Annotated in this window: 12 protein-coding genes; 10 read left to right on the top strand and 2 right to left on the bottom strand. The window is 64.3% G+C overall.

All coding sequences use genetic code 11. The annotated features are described in order from the left end of the window. Positions 1 to 5 precede the first annotated feature (5 nt). Both B0I08_RS15590 and B0I08_RS15585 read right to left on the bottom strand, forming a co-directional pair. Positions 6 to 662, bottom strand: coding sequence for a DUF305 domain-containing protein (locus tag B0I08_RS15590; RefSeq protein ID WP_106214493.1), 657 nt, complete (start codon positions 660 to 662; stop codon positions 6 to 8). Between the two features lies 1 nt (position 663). Then, positions 664 to 1,332, bottom strand: a complete 669-nt coding sequence (locus B0I08_RS15585) for a thioredoxin-like domain-containing protein (RefSeq protein WP_106214491.1) — start codon at positions 1,330 to 1,332, stop codon at positions 664 to 666. Between the two features lie 117 nt (positions 1,333 to 1,449). On the opposite strand from B0I08_RS15585, the gene B0I08_RS15580 reads away from it, so the two are divergent. The 10 genes from B0I08_RS15580 to B0I08_RS15535 all read left to right on the top strand — a co-directional run bounded on the left by B0I08_RS15580 (position 1,450) and on the right by B0I08_RS15535 (position 14,859). Next, positions 1,450 to 2,820, top strand: coding sequence for a cystathionine beta-synthase (locus B0I08_RS15580; protein WP_106214489.1), 1,371 nt, complete (start codon positions 1,450 to 1,452; stop codon positions 2,818 to 2,820). A gap of 103 nt (positions 2,821 to 2,923) precedes the next feature. Continuing rightward, the gene (locus tag B0I08_RS15575) at positions 2,924 to 4,087 is read left to right on the top strand and encodes a cystathionine gamma-synthase (RefSeq protein ID WP_106214570.1); all 1,164 of its coding nucleotides are present in this window, start codon (positions 2,924 to 2,926) and stop codon (positions 4,085 to 4,087) included. 73 nt (positions 4,088 to 4,160) lie between these two features. Continuing rightward, entirely contained in the window at positions 4,161 to 5,222 is a 1,062-nt protein-coding gene (locus B0I08_RS15570; RefSeq protein WP_245884849.1) for a LacI family DNA-binding transcriptional regulator, read from the top strand. A 228-nt stretch (positions 5,223 to 5,450) separates the two neighbouring features. Next, the gene (locus B0I08_RS15565; protein ID WP_245884853.1) at positions 5,451 to 7,061 is read left to right on the top strand and encodes a xylulokinase; all 1,611 of its coding nucleotides are present in this window, start codon (positions 5,451 to 5,453) and stop codon (positions 7,059 to 7,061) included. Beyond that, on the top strand, positions 7,058 to 7,822 hold the full coding sequence (locus B0I08_RS15560; protein ID WP_106214483.1) for an L-ribulose-5-phosphate 4-epimerase: 765 nt from the start codon (positions 7,058 to 7,060) through the stop codon (positions 7,820 to 7,822). Before B0I08_RS15565 ends, B0I08_RS15560 begins: the two co-directional genes overlap by 4 nt. Then, a complete protein-coding gene (gene araA, locus B0I08_RS15555; RefSeq protein WP_106214481.1) occupies positions 7,819 to 9,339 on the top strand; it encodes an L-arabinose isomerase in 1,521 nt (506 codons plus the stop codon). The genes B0I08_RS15560 and araA overlap by 4 nt, the downstream gene beginning before the upstream one ends. Positions 9,340 to 9,448: 109 nt before the next feature. Further along, on the top strand, positions 9,449 to 10,609 hold the full coding sequence (gene chvE, locus B0I08_RS15550) for a multiple monosaccharide ABC transporter substrate-binding protein (RefSeq protein WP_106214479.1): 1,161 nt from the start codon (positions 9,449 to 9,451) through the stop codon (positions 10,607 to 10,609). 152 nt (positions 10,610 to 10,761) lie between these two features. Next, positions 10,762 to 12,291, top strand: coding sequence for a multiple monosaccharide ABC transporter ATP-binding protein (mmsA, locus tag B0I08_RS15545; RefSeq protein ID WP_106214477.1), 1,530 nt, complete (start codon positions 10,762 to 10,764; stop codon positions 12,289 to 12,291). A 33-nt stretch (positions 12,292 to 12,324) separates the two neighbouring features. Further along, a complete protein-coding gene (gene mmsB / locus B0I08_RS15540; RefSeq protein WP_106214475.1) occupies positions 12,325 to 13,551 on the top strand; it encodes a multiple monosaccharide ABC transporter permease in 1,227 nt (408 codons plus the stop codon). A gap of 333 nt (positions 13,552 to 13,884) precedes the next feature. Then, positions 13,885 to 14,859: an ABC transporter substrate-binding protein gene (locus tag B0I08_RS15535; RefSeq protein WP_106214473.1), complete on the top strand. Its 975-nt coding sequence runs from the start codon at positions 13,885 to 13,887 to the stop codon at positions 14,857 to 14,859. The last annotated feature ends 72 nt before the right edge of the window (positions 14,860 to 14,931 follow it).

Genomic DNA, 14,931 nt, shown 5'->3' with positions numbered 1-14,931 from the left:
AGGGGTTACTGGCGCGCGGCGAGCATCGCTTCCATTACCGAGATTTCCGTCGTCTGCACGGTGACCACACCGCGGGCGAGGGCCACGATCGGACGGTAGTCGCTGCGCTCGAGCAGGGCCTCGGCCATAACAAGGCCACCCTTGTGGTGCTCGATCATCAGCGTGAGGAAGTAGCGCTCTGCCTCCACCCCGGTAAGTGTCTTCAGCTCCGCCATCTGCTCGGCAGTCGCAAGCCCCGGCATCGGATCGCCCGGGGTGTGCGCGGCGGCAGCGTCTGGGCCCGCCCCGTTGTGGCCGTGCGTCTCGCCGGCAAGTGTCGCCCGAGTCATCCACGTCATCGACGGCTCTGGCTCAGCCTGAGGCAGGTTCCACTCGGTGAGATAGCCGTACAGCTGGCCGCCCTGGCTCGCCTGGCTGGTCGCGATGTCGTACGCGACCAGCCGAACCTCGGGGTCGTCGGTCAGGTCACGGATGATGAACGACATCTCGACGGCCTGGTTATGGTGCGTCTGCATGTCCCGCGCGAAGCCGGCCTCTGCGCTCACGTTCGACGGCGTGCCGACGCGGGGCGCGGTCAGGCGGCCCGCCGCGAACACTCCCGCGAGCACAAACAGCCCCACGAGTGCCACCGCAATGATGCGTCGGGTGCGGTTGGGCTCCACGTTAGGCGATTTTTCCTGGACCGTCGATGGCTCCGGTGCACGCAGCGGTGGGCTCCGGCACGTCGGCGCTGCGCCAGAACTTGTCGACGAAGTCGGTCAGGCGCGGGTCATCGACGCCGTCAAGCTCAACCTGGTTGCCCCAGCCGGACGCGACGACCGGAGCCTGTAGGCCCGGGTAGGGCGACAGGACAACGTAGGTGTCGGGCAGTGAGTCCTGCAGGGTGGTGAGGTCGTCACCGGTGACCTCGTCGGGGTTGTAGGTGACCCAGATCGCGCCGTGCTCCAGCGCGTGCACGGCGTTCTCTTCCTGCTGCGGCTCGGTGTAGACGCCGCAGTTCAGCCAGGCACCCCAGTGGTCGCCGCCGGCCGGCGGGCTCATGTCGTACTCGGTCTCGTAGTCCACGGTGGTGCCGTCCGCAACGTGAGTGGCCGTGAGGTCGTCGAAGGTGGTGAGACCCGCAATATCGATCGAGTCCGGATCGACCTTTGGCACGGCACTCGAGACGACAAACGCGATCACGAGGGCCAGCACTCCGGCCGCTCCAACACCCGACGCGATGAGCGTGATCAGGCGGTTGCGTTTCTGCGTCGCCTGCTGCTTCTTGAGAGCGGCGACCTTCTCGGCACGGCGTGCTTCGCGCTGCTGCTTTACGGAGAGTTCTGGTGGCATGGGGCGCTGTTCCTGTCGTCAGTTGCGGCTACAACTAATTCTGCCAGTTTTCACTGGGAGGTCGGTGCGTGCACTGCACGGTAACAGTCGAGAGGCCGCTGATAGATTGGCTGGATCATGAAATACGCCAACTCCGTCCTTGATCTCATTGGCAACACCCCGCTCGTCAAGCTGGGTCCGGTGGCAGCAGGACTTGCCCCGACCATCCTGGTCAAGATCGAATACCTGAACCCGGGTGGGTCGTCCAAAGACCGCATTGCGGAGCGCATCATCGATGCGGCGGAAGCAGAAGGACTGTTGAAGCCCGGCGGCACCATCGTCGAGCCAACCAGCGGAAACACCGGTGTGGGCCTGGCTCTCGTCGCCCAGCAGCGTGGCTACCGGTGCGTGTTTGTTCTGCCAGACAAGGTGGGAGAGGACAAGCGCAACGTCCTCATGGCCTACGGCGCCGAGATCGTGGTCACACCGACCGCCGTCGCGCCCGACAGCCCGGAGTCGTACTACAGCGTTTCCGACCGGCTCGCGCGCGAGATTCCCGGTGCGTTCAAGCCCAACCAGTACTCCAACCCGAATGGGCCGCGCAGCCACTACGAGACCACGGGCCCCGAGATCTGGCGTGACACCGACGGAAAGATCACCCACTTTGTTGCCGGAGTGGGCACGGGTGGCACGATCAGCGGCGTGGGCAAGTACCTCAAAGAGGTGTCCGATGGCGCGGTACAGATCATCGGTGCCGACCCCGAGGGGTCCGTGTACTCGGGCGGCACCGGGCGCCCCTACCTCGTCGAAGGTGTCGGCGAAGACTTCTGGCCCACCGCCTATGACCCCACCGTCGTGGACCGCGTGATCGCAGCCACCGACGCCGAATCCTTTGACATGACCCGTCGGCTGGCACGCGAAGAGGGCCTGCTCGTGGGTGGGTCAAGCGGAATGGCGGTGGATGTCGCGCTCAAGGCTGTCCGCGAACTGGACCTCGGCCCCGACGCCGTCGTTGTGGTGTTGCTTCCGGACGGGGGCCGCGGGTACCTCGGCAAGATCTTCAATGAAAAGTGGATGCAGTCCTACGGGTTCATCCAGGTCTCGGACGAGAAAACCGTCGCTGATGTGGTGCGCGGCAAGAGCGGGCAGCTGCCAGACCTCGTGCACGTTCACCCGACCGACACCGTCCACGACGCCATCGAGATCATGACCAAGTACGACGTCTCCCAGATGCCCGTACTCACCGCAGAACCGCCCGTGGTCATCGGTGAGGTTGTGGGAAGCATCGACGAACGCTCGCTGCTCGAGGACGTCTTCAGCGGCGCAGCCAAGATGACGGACCCGCTCGGTTCGTTCGTCGGTAAACCGCTCGGTCTGATCGGAGTGCACGAGTCGGTCTCCGCAGCCCGGACCGCGCTCGCTACCGCCGACGCCCTGCTCGTGGTCGACGACGGCAAGCCCGCGGGCGTGCTCACCAGACACGACCTGCTCGCGTTCCTCTCCGTCTAGGGTTCGTGCGCCGCCGTTCACCTTTTCCGCTGCATCCCTCACACGTTAAGAGACTGCTTTGACTCACGACACCTCCGACATCTCCGGCGCTGACGCGCACGGCATCGACCTCAGCTCCAGCGATTTCGCCACCCGCGCGATCCACGCCGGGCAGGCATTCGACCCGACCACGGGCTCGGTCGTTCCGCCCGTCTACCTGACCTCCACCTTTGTGCAGGACGGCATCGGAGGGTTCCGCGGCGGCTACGAGTATGCGCGAAGCGCGAACCCCACCCGCGACTCCCTGCAGGAGCTACTCGCCGCGCTCGAGGGCGGCTCGCACGCGTACAGTTTCGCGTCCGGGCTCGCCGCGGAGGACACACTGCTGCGCGCGGTGCTGAAGCCGGGCGATCACGTGGTGATGGGCAACGACGTGTACGGCGGAACCCACCGCCTGGTGAACCGGGTGTTTGTGCCGTGGGGAGTGACGCTGTCGACGGTGGAGATGACGGATCTCGACGCCGTGCGGGCCGAAGTTGCCGCGACATCCGCCGCCGTGCTGTGGGTGGAAACACCGAGCAACCCGATGATGAAGATCAGCGACATCGCCGCGCTCGCCGAGATCGGCCACGCGGCCGGCGCCCTCGTGGTAGTCGACAACACCTTTGCCTCGCCCTACCTGCAGCAGCCGCTCTCGCTCGGCGCCGACGTGGTGGTGCACTCGACCACAAAGTACCTCGGCGGACACTCCGATGTGGTGGGTGGTGCGCTCGTCGTGAACGACGCGGAGCTGGCCGAGAAGATCGGTTTCCTCCAGTTCGGCGTCGGTGCCATCAGCGGGCCGATGGACGCCTGGCTGACCGTTCGCGGTATCAAAACCCTCGCGGTGCGTGTGGAAAGGCACTCCACGAATGCGCTCACGATCGCCGAGTCGCTCGAGGGTCACCCGGCGCTCGAGGCGGTGCACTACCCGGGTCTGGCTTCTCACCCGGGCCACGCGCTGGCCGCGCGGCAGATGCGGAGCTTCGGGGGGATGATTTCGCTCCAGTTCGCGGCGGGACCCGCCGCGGCGCGCGCCTTCGCCGAGTCGACCACGCTGTTCCAGCTCGCGGAGTCGCTCGGGGGAGTGGAGTCGTTGATCGGCTACCCCACCGAAATGACGCACGCGTCGGTGCGGGGAACAGCCCTGGAGGTGCCGGAAAACCTGGTGCGGTTGTCGGTCGGAATCGAAGGCGTCGACGACCTGCTCGCCGACCTGCGTGGCGCTCTCGCCGCTCTGGATTCGTAGCCCTCACGATTGCGGGAGCGCCCGCGAGAGCATAATGGTGACAACAAACCGCGTGTGAACGTACACATCGTCAATGAAGCCGGAAGTCTCTCCCATGGAACCCGAGAAGGTTCGCGCCCCCAACATCCGCGATGTTGCCCGCCTCGCCGGGGTTTCCTACCAGACCGTCTCCCGCGTTCTCAACGACAGCCCCAGCATCAAGCCGAGCACCCGGCAGCGTGTGCTCGACGTCATCAACGATGTGGGATACCGGCCCAACCAGGCCGCCCGGGCGCTGGTCACCAGTCGTTCCCGCACGATCGGTGTGTTGTCCGGGCAGACCACCCACTACGGGCCCGCCACCAGCATCCACGCCATCGAGGGCGCCGCACGTGAGGCGGGATACCGGCTCAGCAGCACCAGCATCGCTTCGGGCGACTACGCATCGATCCGTTCGGCGCTCGACTACCTGCTGAGCCAATCGCTTGAGGCGCTCGTGGTACTCGCTCCGCAGGTGCGGGTGTTCGAGGCGATCGAGGAGTTGTCCATCGCCGTTCCCTTCGTCACCCTGGAGTCATCCGGGAGGGAGACGGGGCACAGTCTCTCCGTCGACCAGGTGGCCGGCGCGCGAATGGCTACCCGGCATCTCATCGAACTCGGGCACACGGAAATCGTGCACCTGTCTGGCCCGAAGGACTGGATCGAGGCGGATGCCCGGATGCAGGGTTTCCTCGAAGAACTCGGTGCGGCCAACCTGCGAACCCGGGCTCCCATCCTCGGTGACTGGACCGCCCACTTCGGGTATTACGCCGGGCTGGAACTGCTGCGCTTCCGCGATTTCACCGCCGTATTCTGTGGCAACGACCAGATGGCGCTCGGGTTTACCCACGCCTGCCGAGATATGGGGCTGGACGTGCCGGGCGATATCAGCATCGTCGGTTTCGACGACATACCCGAAGCGGCACACTTCTCGCCGCCGCTGACGACAGTGCGGCAGAACTTCGCCGAGCTTGGCCGCCGTGCCGTAGCCCAACTCCTGAGCGAATTGGGCGGCGAGGCCCCCAGGGGGCAGGAGCAGATCACGCCAGAACTCGTCGTGCGGAGCTCCACCGCGCGGGTAGCGACCCCGGCCGTCGCGGGTCGCCTGCGCCGATGAAAGGCCGGTTCTGCACCTTTACCAAAGCGAGACCCGCCCAACTTGACACTTCGGGCGGGATCGGGAGTAGTCTTGCGGAAGAATTTGTGAACGGTCACATCTAGGGGGGCAGAAGCCCCGCTCAAGACAAAGAGGTCAGTAAGAGTGAATTCGGCAGTGAACCCCCCGAGCCGGGAGACCGACGAGGTCGATTACGACCACGCCTCAGACTCCGCCCGGGCCGCCGCCCTGGAGGCGATCCTCACCGGTCGCACCTCACTCGGTATTGAGCTGGGCTCCACCCGAATCAAGGCGTGCCTGATCGGGGACGATCCTTCCGTAGCGCTCGCCGTGGGTAGCCACGCGTGGGAGAACGAGTTCGTCGACCGGACGTGGACCTATTCGCTCGAGAACGTGTGGTCGGGTCTCCAGGCCGCCTACGCTGACCTGGTCGCCGGTGTCGAGCAGAGCTTCGGTGTGCGCCCCACCACCTTTGGAGCGATCGGCGTCTCGGCGATGATGCACGGCTACCTGCCGTTTGACGACGCTGGCGAGCTGCTTGTTCCGTTCCGGACCTGGCGCAACACCACGACCGGGCCCGCGTCGGCCGAGCTGTCCGAACTCTTCGGCACCAACATCCCCCTGCGCTGGTCGATTGCGCACCTGCATCAGGCCGTTCTCGACAACGAACCCCACGTTGCCCAGATCGACGGAATCACCACTCTCGCCGGATACGTGCATCGGCGTCTCACCGGCCGCAACGTGCTGGGTGTCGGCGACGCCTCCGGCGTGTTCCCGATCGACGCGGGCACGAAGACCTACGACGCCGAGCTGCTCGCACGGTACGACGACCTGGTCGCCGAAAAGACACCCGCGCCGAGCCTGGCCGGGCTGCTTCCGGAAGTGCTCGTGGCGGGGCAGGCGGCGGGACACCTCACCGCCGTCGGTGCTGCGCTCCTCGACCCCTCCGGCGAATTGCAGCCGGGGGCCGTGTTCTGCCCGCCCGAGGGCGACGCGGGCACGGGAATGGTCGCGACCTGCTCGGTGGCGCCGCGCACCGGCAACGTCAGCGCCGGAACCAGCATCTTCGCGATGGTGGTTCTTGAGCGTCCCCTCACCCGCGTGCACCACGAACTCGACCTGGTGACCACCCCGGCCGGAGACCCGGTCGCGATGGTGCACTGCAACAACGGCGCGAGCGAGCTCGCCGCGTGGGCCGCCCTGTTCGGCCGCTTTGCCGCGGTCTCGGGTTCCCCGATCGACTCCGATGCTGTGTTCGACGTGCTGCTCCGCGAGGCGCTCGACGGCGAGCCCGATGCTGGCGGGCTGCTGGCGTACAACCACCTGGCCGGCGAGCCTATTGCCGGACTCGAGGAGGGCAGGCCGCTGTTTGTCCGCACGCCGGACAGCACGTTCTCGCTCGCAAACTTCATGCGCGCCCAGCTGTATGGCGTGTTCGGCACTCTCAGCCTCGGCATGCGCGTGCTCGACTCGGAGGGTGTGGAACTCGACCAGATGTTTGCGCACGGCGGCATGTTCCGTACCGCCGGCGTCACCCAGCGCTTCCTCGCCGGCGCGCTCAACGCTCCCGTCTCCGTCGCGGCTTCCGCGTCGGAGGGCGGCGCGTGGGGCATCGCGGTTCTCGCCTCCTATGTGACCGCAGCGTCTGCGGTGCCGGCGGGTCTCACTCTCGACGACTATCTGCGCGATCGAGTCTTCGGCGGTGCGACTTTCGAGACGGCCGCCCCAGAACCTGCCGATGTCGCCGGCTTCTCCACTTACCTCGACCGCTACCGCGACGGCCTCGCCGTCGAACGTACGGCCGTGGACGCCCTACCCCTGAAAGGAACGACCCGATGATCGGCTACTCGCCCGAGATCCAGGTCGCGATCGCGCGCACCCGCGACCAGATCGCAGCGCTGCACTCCGAACTGACGCACTACGAACTCGTGATCTGGACCGGCGGAAACATCTCCGGCCGGGTCCCCGGGGCCGACCTGTTTGTCATCAAGCCGAGCGGCGTCTCCTACGACGAACTGTCGCCGGAGAACCAGATCCTGTGCGATCTCGACGGCAACGTCATCCCACGCACCCCGGGCAGCGACCGCAGCCCGTCGAGTGACACCGCGGCGCATGCCTACGTGTACCGCAACATGCCCGAGGTCGGCGGTGTGGTGCACACGCACTCCACCTACGCGACCGCCTGGGCCGCGCGCGGCGAGGAAATCCCGTGTGTGATCACCGCGATGGCCGACGAGTTCGGCGGACCCATTCCCATTGGGCCGTTCGCGATCATCGGTGACGACACCATCGGTCACGGCATCGTCGAGACCCTTACGGGTCACCGCTCGCGCGCTGTGCTGATGCAGAACCACGGTGTGTTCACCATCGGCAAGGACGCCAAGGACGCGGTCAAGGCTGCCGTTATGTGCGAGGACGTCGCCAAGACGGTGCACATCGCCCGCCAGCTCGGTGAGCCGATCCCCATCCCGCAGGATGCCATCGACGCGCTCTTCAACCGCTACCAGAACGTGTACGGGCAGCCGAAAGTGGACTCCGTGACATCCGCCAGCACATCATCGTCCAGCAGCATCACCACAACCGCAGGAGTTACCCAGTGAGCCGTTCCATCGTTCCCGACCTCGCCAGCTACGAGGTATGGTTTCTCACCGGAAGCCAGGACCTATATGGCGAGGAGACGCTGCGCCAGGTCGCCGAGCAGTCGCAGGAGATCGCGCGCGCGCTCGGTGCGGCCGAGAACGTGCCGGTAACCGTCGTGTGGAAGCCCGTCCTCAAGGACAGCGAGTCGATCCGCACGATGATGCTCGAGGCCAACTCCGCGAACACCGTCGTCGGCGTGATCGCCTGGATGCACACCTTCAGCCCCGCCAAGATGTGGATCCGCGGCCTTGACGCGCTGCGCAAGCCGCTTCTGCACCTGCACACGCAGGCCAACGTCGAGCTGCCGTGGAGCGCCATCGACTTCGACTTCATGAACCTCAACCAGGCCGCTCACGGCGACCGCGAGTTCGGGTACATCCAGTCCCGCATGGGCGTTGCCCGCAAGACGGTTGTCGGGCACGTGTCCAACCCGGCCGTCGCCAGCCAGGTCGGCTCCTGGAGCCGCGCCGCCAGCGGTTGGGCCGCCACCCGTGAGATGAAGCTGGCGCGTTTCGGCGACAACATGCGCAACGTCGCGGTCACCGAGGGCGACAAGACCGAGGCCGAGATCCGCTTCGGCGTGAGCGTCAACACCTGGGGCGTGAACGAGCTTGTTGAAGCGGTGGATGCCGCGAGCGAAAGTGACGTCGACGCACTCATCGCGGAGTACGAGGAGGCCTATGACCTGGTCCCCGAGCTGCGCGTGGGCGCCGAACGCCACGAGTCCCTTCGCTACGGCGCGAAGATCGAGCTCGGACTGCGGTCGTTCCTCGAGGCCGGCGGATTCACCGCCTTCACCACCAACTTCGAAGACCTCGGAGGTCTCCGTCAGCTTCCCGGCCTCGCCGTTCAGCGGCTGATGGCCGACGGCTACGGCTTCGGCGGAGAGGGCGACTGGAAGACGGCGGTCTTGATGCGCGCCGCCAAGGTGATGGGTGCCGGGCTTGCCGGTGGCGCGTCGCTGATGGAGGACTACACCTACGACCTCACTCCCGGCAACGAGGTCATCCTCGGAGCGCACATGCTGGAGATCTGCCCGACGCTGACCACCTCGCGTCCGTCGCTCGAGATCCACCCGCTGGGCATCGGCGGCCGGGAAGACCCGGTTCGCCTGGTCTTCGACACCGACGCTGGCGAGGGCATCGTGGTCGCGATGAGCGACATGCGCGACCGCTTCCGTCTCGTGGCGAACGTCGTCGAGGTCGTCCCGCTTCCGGAGCCGCTGCCCCACCTTCCGGTAGCCCGTGCTGTCTGGAAGCCGGCGCCGGACTTCGCGACATCCACCACCGCATGGCTGACCGCGGGAGCGGCCCACCACACGGTGATGAGCACCGCGATCGGCCTCGAGGAGTTCGAGGACTTCGCGCTGATGGCAGCAACAGAGCTTTTGGTGATCGACGAGCACACCACCGTGCGCGAGTTCACCAACCAGGTGCGCTGGAACGCGGCGTACTACCGATTGGCGCAGGGTATCTAGGGCGCCATCCCACAATCTTGCCGGGAGCATTCCCGGTCAAGGGTCCGGTTTTCGTGGACGACACCGGATCAATAGCACCAACACAGTGGCAATCACAGTGGCAATGACAATGAAGTCCAACCGAGTATTTGTGAAAGGAAACACAGTGAAGAAGAGAGCGATTCTCTCCATCGTCGCAGCAAGCGCGATGGTCGTCGGCCTTGCGGCGTGTTCATCAGGAGACAGCGGATCAGGCGACGGCGGCGAGGGTGAGGGCGGCCTCATCGGAGTTGCGATGCCGACCAAGTCCTCCGAGCGCTGGATCAACGACGGCGACGCCGTCAAGTCTCAGCTGGAGGAGGCCGGATACGAGGTCGACCTGCAGTACGCAGAAGACGACATCCCCGTTCAGGTCAGCCAGATCGAGAACATGATCACCAAGGGTGCAGTTGCCCTGATCGTCGCATCGATCGATGGAACCACCCTGACGAACGTGCTCGCCGACGCCGAAGCCGCTGACATCCCCGTCATCGCCTACGACCGTCTGCTGCGCGACACGACTGCGGTGAGCTACTACGCGACGTTCGACAACTTCCTCGTCGGACAGCAGCAGGCGTGGACGGTCACCAACGGGCTCGGACTCACCGAACTCGATGGAACCCCGATCGACGGCGCTCCCGCAGGTCCGTTTAACGTCGAGCTGTTCGCCGGTTCGCTGGACGACAACAACGCGTTCTTCTTCTTCGATGGCGCGATGGATGTTCTCCAGCCCTTCATCGATGCAGGAACCATCGTGATTCCCAGTGGCCAGACCGACATCGAGCAGGTTGCAACCCTGCGTTGGGATGGAGAAACCGCCCAGAGCCGCATGGAGGACATTCTGACCTCCGAGTACTCGGGTGACGTTCGCGTCAACGGAATTCTCTCGCCCTACGATGGCATCAGCCGTGGAATCATCTCCGCGCTTGAAGGCTCGGGCTACACCGTCGGTGCCGAATGGCCCGTCATCTCCGGCCAGGACGCCGAGCTCGACTCCGTCAAGGCGATCGTTGCCGGTGAGCAGTACGGCACCATCTTCAAGGACACCCGTGACCTGGCCGCGAAGGCAGTGGAAATGACCACCGCCGTTCTGGCCGGCGAGGAGCCCGAGGTGAACAACACCGAGGACTACGACAACGGAGAGTTCGTTGTTCCGTCCTTCCTGCTCGAGCCGAGCATCGTGGTGAAGGACAACATCCAGGAGCAGCTCGTCGACACCGGCTACTGGACCGCTGACGAAATCGGCCTGTAACCACACCGCACGCCCGAACTACAGCACCACCGAATAACAGCACGACGGCAGTTCAGTACCATCGCAACACCCGCCGGTGGTGGGGAGGGATCCTCCCCACCACCGGCTTCACCCCCCCCACTTGATATCAATAAAAGGAAGCTGGCTTCACAGTGACCACCAACATCCTGGAAATGCGGTCGATCACCAAGACCTTTCCCGGCGTGAAGGCTCTATCGGATGTCACCCTTGAGGTGGCACGCGGCGAGATCCACGCGATCTGCGGCGAAAATGGAGCCGGCAAATCCACGCTGATGAAAGTGCTCTCGGGCGTTTACCCCCATGGAACCTACGACGGCGACATCGTCTTCGAGAACGAGACCGTTCAATTCCGCGACATCCGCGACAGCGAGGCCAAGGGCATCGTGATCATCCATCAGGAACTCGCGCTGTCCCCGTACCTGTCGATCGCCGAAAACATCTTCCTCAATAACGAGGTCAAGGGGTTCGCCGGCCTCATCGACTGGAACAAGACCAACTCGGAGGCGGGAAAGCTTCTCGCGCGCGTAGGTCTGTCGGAGAAGCCGACCACCAAGATCATGGACATCGGTGTTGGCAAGCAGCAGCTTGTCGAGATCGCCAAGGCTCTCTCCAAGCGCGTGAAGCTCCTGATTCTGGACGAGCCGACCGCGGCCCTCAACGACGAGGACTCCGATCACCTGCTCGATCTGATCATCCACCTCAAGGGGCAGGGGATCACCTCGATCATCATCAGCCACAAGCTGAACGAGATCAAAAAGATTTCAGACAGCGTGACGATCATCCGTGACGGCAAAACGATCGAGACGATCGCCAAGGCCGACGTGAGTGAAGACCGCATCATCAAGGACATGGTCGGCCGTGACCTTGAGCACCGCTACCCGGACCACACCCCGCACATTGGTGAAGAGATTCTCCGGGTCGAGGACTGGACCGCACACCACCCGCAGGACATCAACCGCGTGGTTGTCGACAAGGTGAACCTCAACGTCCGTGCGGGCGAGATCGTGGGTATCGCCGGCCTGATGGGCGCCGGCCGCACCGAGTTCGCGATGAGCCTGTTCGGACGCAGCTACGGCACCAAGATCACCGGCAAGGTCTTCAAGAACGGCAAGGAGATCCAGACCCGCAACGTGGCCGAGGCCATTGCGAACGGTCTGGCCTACGCGACCGAAGACCGCAAGGAATACGGCCTCAACCTCATTGAGGACATCAAGCGGAACGTCTCGCTTGCGTCCCTCGAGAAGCTGAAGCGCGGCGGGCTGGTTGACGACAACGAGGAATTCAAGGTCGCCAACGAATACCGCAAGAGCATGAACATCAAGTCTCCGACCGTGCTTGCGAAAACTGGCAAGCTCAGCGGCGGAAACCAGCAGAAGGTTGTGCTGAGCAAGTGGATCTACTCAGATCCCGACGTGCTCATTCTCGATGAGCCCACCCGAGGAATCGACGTGGGTGCGAAATACGAGATCTACACGATCATCAATCGGCTCGCGGCGGAGGGAAAGGGCATCATCGTCATTTCCTCTGAGCTGCCCGAGCTGCTGGGAATCTGCGACCGGGTGTACGCACTGTCCGAAGGACGCATCACCGGGGAACTTCCCATCGCCGAGGCAACGCCAGAAGCGGTACTCAAACTCATGACCATGGAAAAGCAGCGCTAGCGCCTGGCGCGCGAGTACTAAGGAGACACTTCAATGACTGACACAGACACCCGGGCGACAGAGCCGCTCGGACCCCCACCCACAAGCCGGTTCGGATCGGCGATCAGCCATGTCGTCACCGACCTCGGCAAGAACGGTATCTTCATCGCCCTCATCGTGGTGGTGGTGCTCTTCACCATCCTCACCGACGGCATCCTGCTTCGCCCGCAGAACATCTCCAACCTGATTGTGCAGAACGGGTACATCCTGATCCTGGCGATCGGAATGGTGCTCGTGATCGTCGCGGGCCACATCGACCTGTCGGTCGGATCCGTGGCGGCGTTCGTCGGCGCTGTATCCGGTGTATTTGCCGTGCAGTGGGGCCTTCCGTGGTGGCTGGCCATCATCCTCTCGCTGCTCGTCGGAGCCCTGGTCGGTGCATGGCAGGGATTCTGGATTGCGTACGTCGGCATACCGGCGTTCATCGTGACCCTGGCCGGCATGTTGATCTTCCGCGGCCTCGCGCTCGCGGTGCTCGGCAACGCGAACATCGGTTCCTTCCCGGCGGAGTACCGCTCGCTCGGAAACGGTTACCTGACCAACCTATTCGGTGAGTTCGAAATCGATCCGTTCACCATCGGCATCGGCATCATCGCCGCGATCCTCATCGTCGTTCAGCAGGTTCGCACGCGTTCCGGCCGCCAGAAGTATGGCCAGGACGTCGAGCCGGTCGGCTGGTTCGCGATCAAGCTCGTGCTGATCGTCGTAGCCCTGGGATTCTTCACCTACGCGCTCGCCGTGTTCAAGGGAATCCCGATCACCCTGATCATCCTGGGTGTGCTCGTAATCGTGTACAGCATCGTGAGCAACCGCTCGGTGTTCGGCCGCCACATCTTCGCCATCGGTGGCAACCGTCACGCGGCCGAGCTCTCGGGTGTCAAGACCCGCCAGGTCGACTTCTGGCTGTTCGTCAACATGGGATTCCTCGCGGCTCTCGCCGGGTTGGTCTTCACCGCCCGCCTGAACCTCGCAGGACCGAAGGCAGGTGACGGCTTCGAGCTCGAGGCCATCTCCGCCGCCTTCATCGGTGGCGCCGCCGTCGCCGGTGGTGTCGGAACCATCGGTGGAGCCATCATCGGTGGTCTGATCATCGGTGTGCTGAACAACGGTATGTCGATCCTCGGTATCGGCATTGAGTGGCAGCAGGCAGTCAAGGGCCTCGTGCTGTTGTTCGCCGTCGCCTTCGACGTGTTCAACAAGCGTCGCTCCGGCGGCCGCTAGTCCCGCCAGCTCCGTCTGCTTCACATCAGCGGCCTCGCATCCTTCGGGAAGCGAGGCCGCTTTTATGTCTAAAGAGATGAGAACCTTCACATCCGGGTGCCGTGGACCGCGTGCGCGACAGCTGACAAACGCCACCCGAGATCACTGAGCCCATCAGTCGCGGGCTTCGTTACGTTATCGTGACCCAACGACCCTTGAATCCCAAAATATGTGAGCGCTAACATCGCACCAGATCAGAAGGACCTGATCGGCTGAGAACCGCCCACGGCGCGCACACAGATGTGCTGCTCACTGGGTTCGGGTGATCGGAACACTGAACAAGGAGGTTTGGTCATGAAGAAAATCTTGGGTCTCGCGTTGACGGGCGCGCTGCTCGTGTCGATGGTGGGATGTGCCGCAGGCGGTGGCGATGAGTCGGGCGGTGGCGGCGACGACGAGTTGATCGTGGGATTCTCACAAGTAGGCGCGGAGAGCGGATGGCGTACCGCTAACACCAAGGACATCCAGGGTGCCTTCGAGGAGGCGGGCATCGAGTTGAAGTTCTCGGACGCACAGGGCAAGCAGGAGAACCAAATCAAGGCGATCCGTTCGTATATCCAGCAGCAGGTCGACGTGATCGCGTTTTCGCCCGTGGTCGAGTCCGGGTGGGACACGGTGTTGAACGAGGCAAAAGACGCGGGGATACCTGTTGTGCTTACGGACCGCGCGGTCGATTCGGAGGACGACACCCTGTACGAATCGTTCCTTGGTTCCGATTTCATCATTGAGGGGGAGCGGGCTGGCGCCTGGGTTCTCGAGGAGTTCGCTGACGCAGACGTCGTGAACGTCGTGGAGCTGCAAGGAACCACCGGTGCCGCCCCGGCGAACGACAGGGCGCAGGGGTTCCGGGATGCGATCGCAGGCGAAGACAAGTTCGAGATCATCGCTTCGCAGACCGGCGACTTCACCCGTGCCGGAGGGAAGCAGGTCATGGAGGCCTTCCTCAAGTCGAACCCCGACATCGATCTCGTCTACGCCCACAACGACGACATGGGGCTCGGTGCCATCGAAGCGATCGAGGCGGCCGGTCTGGTTCCGGGAACCGACATCAAGATCGTCACCGTCGATGCGGTGAAGGACGGGATGCAGGCGCTGGCCGACGGCAAGATCAACTTCATTGTGGAGTGCTCGCCGCTGCTCGGTGCCCAGCTGGTCGACATCGTCACCACGCTGCACGATGGTGGCAGCGTCGAAAAGCGGATAGTCACGGAAGAGACCACCTTCACACAGGAGCAAGCGATCGAAGCGCTGCCGGACCGCCAGTACTAGGCGCGCACCGACCAGCGGCCGTGGCCGTGATCGGCCCGGGTGGAGTTCCCGCGGGCTTGTCGCGGCTACGGC

It is taken from the genome of Glaciihabitans tibetensis, from assembly GCF_003003265.1.
Lineage (GTDB): Bacteria > Actinomycetota > Actinomycetes > Actinomycetales > Microbacteriaceae > Glaciihabitans > Glaciihabitans tibetensis.
Note: the sequence above shows the minus strand (reverse complement) of the source record. Positions and strands in the feature narration are given on the sequence as shown.

Bases quoted from the DNA above. Each gene is read 5' to 3' on its own strand.
- mmsB (WP_106214475.1), top strand. From the start codon at position 12,325: ATGACTGACACAGACACCCGGGCGACAGAGCCGCTCGGACCCCCACCC.
- B0I08_RS15535 (WP_106214473.1), top strand. From the start codon at position 13,885: ATGAAGAAAATCTTGGGTCTCGCGTTGACGGGCGCGCTGCTCGTGTCG.
- B0I08_RS15560 (WP_106214483.1), top strand. From the start codon at position 7,058: ATGATCGGCTACTCGCCCGAGATCCAGGTCGCGATCGCGCGCACCCGC.
- B0I08_RS15585 (WP_106214491.1), bottom strand. From the start codon at position 1,332: ATGCCACCAGAACTCTCCGTAAAGCAGCAGCGCGAAGCACGCCGTGCC.
- B0I08_RS15570 (WP_245884849.1), top strand. From the start codon at position 4,161: ATGAAGCCGGAAGTCTCTCCCATGGAACCCGAGAAGGTTCGCGCCCCC.
- B0I08_RS15580 (WP_106214489.1), top strand. From the start codon at position 1,450: ATGAAATACGCCAACTCCGTCCTTGATCTCATTGGCAACACCCCGCTC.
- chvE (WP_106214479.1), top strand. From the start codon at position 9,449: ATGAAGTCCAACCGAGTATTTGTGAAAGGAAACACAGTGAAGAAGAGA.